The sequence below is a fragment of the Delftia sp. ZNC0008 genome, assembly GCF_000799035.1.
In the GTDB taxonomy this organism is placed as follows: domain Bacteria; phylum Pseudomonadota; class Gammaproteobacteria; order Burkholderiales; family Burkholderiaceae_C; genus Comamonas; species Comamonas tsuruhatensis.
Genome location: NZ_JTKZ01000735.1, coordinates 1 through 3,758, shown reverse-complemented (window position 1 = coordinate 3,758; position 3,758 = coordinate 1). Strand labels below are relative to the sequence as shown.

10 protein-coding genes are annotated in these 3,758 nt (G+C 63.9%); 4 read left to right on the top strand and 6 right to left on the bottom strand.

The features are described from left to right. The first annotated feature begins 46 nt into the window (after positions 1-46). Genes L995_RS24020 through L995_RS24005 form a run of 4 tightly spaced genes read left to right on the top strand, consistent with a single transcriptional unit; the run spans position 47 to position 1,680 of the window. Positions 47-370, top strand: coding sequence for a holin (locus L995_RS24020; protein ID WP_013802133.1), 324 nt, complete (start codon positions 47-49; stop codon positions 368-370). Further along, the gene (locus L995_RS24015; RefSeq protein ID WP_047473946.1) at positions 367-948 is read left to right on the top strand and encodes a glycoside hydrolase family protein; all 582 of its coding nucleotides are present in this window, start codon (positions 367-369) and stop codon (positions 946-948) included. The genes L995_RS24020 and L995_RS24015 overlap by 4 nt, the downstream gene beginning before the upstream one ends. Before the next feature lie 19 nt (positions 949-967). After that, positions 968-1,384: a hypothetical protein gene (locus L995_RS24010; RefSeq protein ID WP_331428959.1), complete on the top strand. Its 417-nt coding sequence runs from the start codon at positions 968-970 to the stop codon at positions 1,382-1,384. A 32-nt stretch (positions 1,385-1,416) separates the two neighbouring features. After that, positions 1,417-1,680 (top strand): hypothetical protein, encoded by a 264-nt coding sequence (locus L995_RS24005; protein ID WP_231574520.1) that lies wholly within the window; start codon positions 1,417-1,419, stop codon positions 1,678-1,680. 104 nt (positions 1,681-1,784) lie between these two features. On the opposite strand, the gene L995_RS32330 is transcribed toward L995_RS24005, so the two are convergent. The 6 genes from L995_RS32330 to L995_RS23980 all read right to left on the bottom strand — a co-directional run bounded on the left by L995_RS32330 (position 1,785) and on the right by L995_RS23980 (position 3,493). Then, positions 1,785-2,108 (bottom strand): hypothetical protein, encoded by a 324-nt coding sequence (locus tag L995_RS32330; protein WP_082001617.1) that lies wholly within the window; start codon positions 2,106-2,108, stop codon positions 1,785-1,787. Positions 2,109-2,226: 118 nt separating this feature from the next. After that, entirely contained in the window at positions 2,227-2,508 is a 282-nt protein-coding gene (locus L995_RS24000) for a hypothetical protein (protein ID WP_047473947.1), read from the bottom strand. A gap of 19 nt (positions 2,509-2,527) precedes the next feature. Beyond that, positions 2,528-2,734, bottom strand: a complete 207-nt coding sequence (locus L995_RS23995; protein ID WP_047473945.1) for a hypothetical protein — start codon at positions 2,732-2,734, stop codon at positions 2,528-2,530. A 5-nt stretch (positions 2,735-2,739) separates the two neighbouring features. Then, complete coding sequence (locus L995_RS23990; protein ID WP_043791388.1) at positions 2,740-2,988, bottom strand: hypothetical protein; 249 nt, start codon at positions 2,986-2,988, stop codon at positions 2,740-2,742. 8 nt (positions 2,989-2,996) lie between these two features. Beyond that, entirely contained in the window at positions 2,997-3,203 is a 207-nt protein-coding gene (locus L995_RS23985) for a hypothetical protein (protein WP_231574519.1), read from the bottom strand. An 11-nt stretch (positions 3,204-3,214) separates the two neighbouring features. Then, positions 3,215-3,493: a hypothetical protein gene (locus L995_RS23980; protein WP_047473943.1), complete on the bottom strand. Its 279-nt coding sequence runs from the start codon at positions 3,491-3,493 to the stop codon at positions 3,215-3,217. Positions 3,494-3,758: the final 265 nt, after the last annotated feature.

The following is a 3,758-nucleotide window of genomic DNA, read 5'->3' as shown; positions in this document are numbered from 1 at the left end:
CGTGTAGGGTTCGCCAGCGCGGCCCGGCCCCGGAATCATCGGGGCCATGAAAACTGAAACCCTCGAAGCCATTGGCGCGGCAGGAAACAAGGCGACGATCCTTGGTGGATCTGTCGCCGTGGCCGGCAAGATGTCTGCGGCAGACCTCGCGGCCTATGTCGGGGCTCTGGTGGCGATCATCGGCCTGTTGATCACTTGGTTCTATAAGCGTGAGGCCGCCAAGCTCCGGCGCGCTGATGACGCTCGCAGGGAACGGGAGTTTCTGCGCAGGGACGCCGAGCGGCAACTGCGCATGGACCTGATGCGAGCCACAGGCGCGCCGGCGCAGCACTACGACACAGATTTAGGTGTGCTCGAGGTGGACGAATGAACGCCGCCCGCGTTTCTGCCGCTGGCCTCAGTATCGGCGCCGCCATCTTGGCGTCTTGGATCGCTGCCGAGGGTTTCAGCTCCGCGCCCATCATCCCGGTGCGCGGCGATGTGCCCACCATCGGCCATGGCGCCACGCGCTACGAGGACGGCACCCGCGTGACCATGGCCGACCCGCCCATCACCCGCGAACGGGCGCGCGAGCTGGCCATCAACCTGCTGGAGCAGCAGTACGGCGCCTGTGTGCGTGATTCGTTGGGCGACACGCTGGTGCACCCGGCCGAGTTCGCCCAGGCCGTGGACTTCGCGGGCCAGTACGGCTGCGGGGCCTGGCGCGGGTCCTCGATGCTGGCGCGCACGCGGGCCGGCGACTATGCCGGCGCCTGCAACGCTTACCTGGCCTATCGCTACATGACCAGCGCCCAGCCGCTGCAGGGCTACAGGGCCTACCAGTGGGACGCGGCAGGCCGCCCGAAGCGCTGGCGTTACGACTGCAGCACGCCAGGCAACAGGGTTTGCCGCGGTGTCTGGACCCGTCAACAGGCGCGGCACGCCGCGTGTATGGAGGCCCAACCATGAACCCGATCCTCTGGGCAATGTGGTGGTACTGGTGGAGGGGCGGGCGGTGACCGGGATCACACCGAAACTGCTCGCGGCCGCTGTCCTCGCGCTGCTGGTGATCCTGCTTGGCAACGTGCTGCTGACCAGGGCCTACCTGGTCCAGCGTGACGCCGCCGCAGTCGCGCGCGCCAGTGTGGGCGAGATGACCCAGCAGCGGGACGGCGCTCGCGACCTGGCCGCCGCCTGCAGCGATGCAGTCGATGACCTCCGCGAGCTGGCCGACCGGCGTAAGAAAGAGGGCGAGGTCGCGCGAGCCAGCGCCGCTGCCCAGGCGCGGACGCACGAGCAGCGCGCCGATGAGATCCTGGCCAAACCCCCAGCCGTGCCCGGCGATGCCTGCGCGAGCGCCCAGCACCGGGTGGACAACTGGCTGCAGGGGAGGGCGAAGCCGTGAAATTGACAAATTGCTCAATTCGTCAATTCGCGGTGCTAGCTTCCCTGCTGGCCCTGGCCGGCTGCCAAACCCCACCGACGCGCGTCGAGTTGCAGCGCGTGAATGTGCCCGTGCCGGTGGCATGCGACGAGCCGGTGCCAGAGCGCCCGGTTATGCCCACCGAGCAGCTGCGCCCTGGCGCCACAGTAGACCAGTTCACCCAGGCCGCCCTGGCCGAGATCGAGCGGCGCGAGGCCTACGAGATCCAGCTGATGGCTGCGCTGATGGCTTGCGCCACGCCGCTGACGCCGCGCTGATTCAAGGCGCGTGGCCAAAGATGTCGCGCTGACTGGCCTGCATTCCCGCGTCGAGTCCAGCGGTGGGCTTTTTACGGCCAGAAGTGGAAATCTGATTTCGACTCTCAGTTTGATGAGCTGGGCGGAGTTCTTCTCATGAATATAGACAGCACGAAGGGCCAGAGCGCAGTGTTCACGACGTCATGCAGACTTGCGCCCCAGCGCCAGTAGCCTAAGCTATTGATGTCATCGCGCAGATCTAGCAATTCACCAATACACGCTACTGTTACTACAACTGCGACAGGCAAGAACGTGTCTGCGTATTTTCGAGAAAATAATCTAGCAACTAAGAAAATAGTGATGCCTGCATAAATATGTAGTGCATCTTTGGACAATCCGGTTAGGCTGACAATTGCGAGCTTCAAGCTTTGGACTGCGGTTGTTTCCATTTATCTTTCCATCCCGAGCGTGCAGGGAGACCTGACCATGTTTTGCTCTGAGTAAGCAGATACCCCTTTGAGTTTTTGCATGGGTCATGCCTACGACAGCCGAGCCGCGCTCGGCCGATCAGGCCGTAGTCGCTGGGTCAGCCGGCGCTATCGACACGACTGTGCCGTCGATGGCGACCATTTCGCCGCGTGTATTCGGATCCGCATCGAGCGGCACGCCCCACATCGTCCCGGGGTGCTCGCCCTTGTGCATTACGTGGTCGAGATGGTAGAGCTCTTCAGGTGGGAGGCGGAAGCGCTGGGGGTACTTGTCGCTGCCATGGGCCTTCCAGTGCCCCTGGAAGCCGTCCACGACGCGCTTGTGGACCGTGTGTTTTGGATTTGCGGGATCGATTGCCATGGCCGGCATTGTGCCGTGCTCAGCCCTCTGGGCAGCGCTCCATGGCCCAGTCCAGCGCCGCCTCCGCGTCTGCGTGCGGCCCGTCGAACGCACGGATGCCTCGCTCGTCGTCCCAGGCGCCGCCATCCCAGCGCCGTGCAGCAGGGAAGGGCAGGCAGCCATAGTCCACCACGACCGCGTACCAACCCGGCACTGTCGGCACGCCGCCCCAGATGATCGAGTCCATGTGGCTCAGCCAGCGGGCTGCTCCAGTTGCACCGCTCCCTTGCCGACCCAATGCCAGAAGCGGTGGCGCCCGTGGCCATACATCTGCAGCTCGAATGTGATGCGCACGCGCCCGGCAAGCAGGGTGTTGATCTCGCTGGTGATGTACTGAGGTTGGTCCCGCGTAGGGGGCGGCAGCGCCCGCTGAGCTGCAGACATCTCTTCGCCTCGCACTTTTGCGATTACGCCGCGTTCGATCTGGTTTTGGTTATGCATGGCGAGCTTCAGAAAGGGGCAGGCGACCGGTCAACGGAGACCGGGCCACAGCCGCTGTACACGCGGTCGTCACCCGGACCCCAGACGACGAACCAGTCGCTGTGGATTTGCTCGATGCGATAGTCCTCAGGCACCCCTGGCAGCACCTGCTGTGTTGGCCAGTCCAGCCATTTCGGGTAGGTGAGCAGCGTCGGAAATTCTTCGTACTTGAGCATGACGAACTCCATCAGTAGTCGAACTCGCAGGACCACTCCTGCGCGTGCCATGCGTGGTCACAGTGCTCCAGCCCGCTGAACTTCATTTTGCCCGCGCATGCGTAGATCAGCCGGGGCTCGAAAAGCTGGTTGTTTCGGGCGTCGCCAAGGATGCGCAGCACGGGAATGGTCCTGCGTTCCCCCGGCACTTCGTAGTGCTTGAGGTCCAGCTCGCCCTTGACCGTTTGCTGCGGGCCACGATGGTAGCTACGCGCGCCGGCTTCCCTGAGGATGGTGACTTTGACTTTCATGACTGTATAAATATACAGTTATCTGGCAGGGCAAGAAAAGTTAGCATCCACTTATGTGCAATCGATATAACACCCCGCGTGAGATCGAAGTTGAGCGCATGTGGCGGGTCGGCCGGCAGGCGCCACTGCCATGGTGGAAGCCGCACGTCACGCCGCTGGCCCTGGGGCCGTACATCAAGCCCGGCGGCGTGCTGGAAGGTGGGCAGTGGGGCATGATTCCGCGCAGCTCGAAGACGCGGCGGCCCATGACGGTCGACGGCAAGCC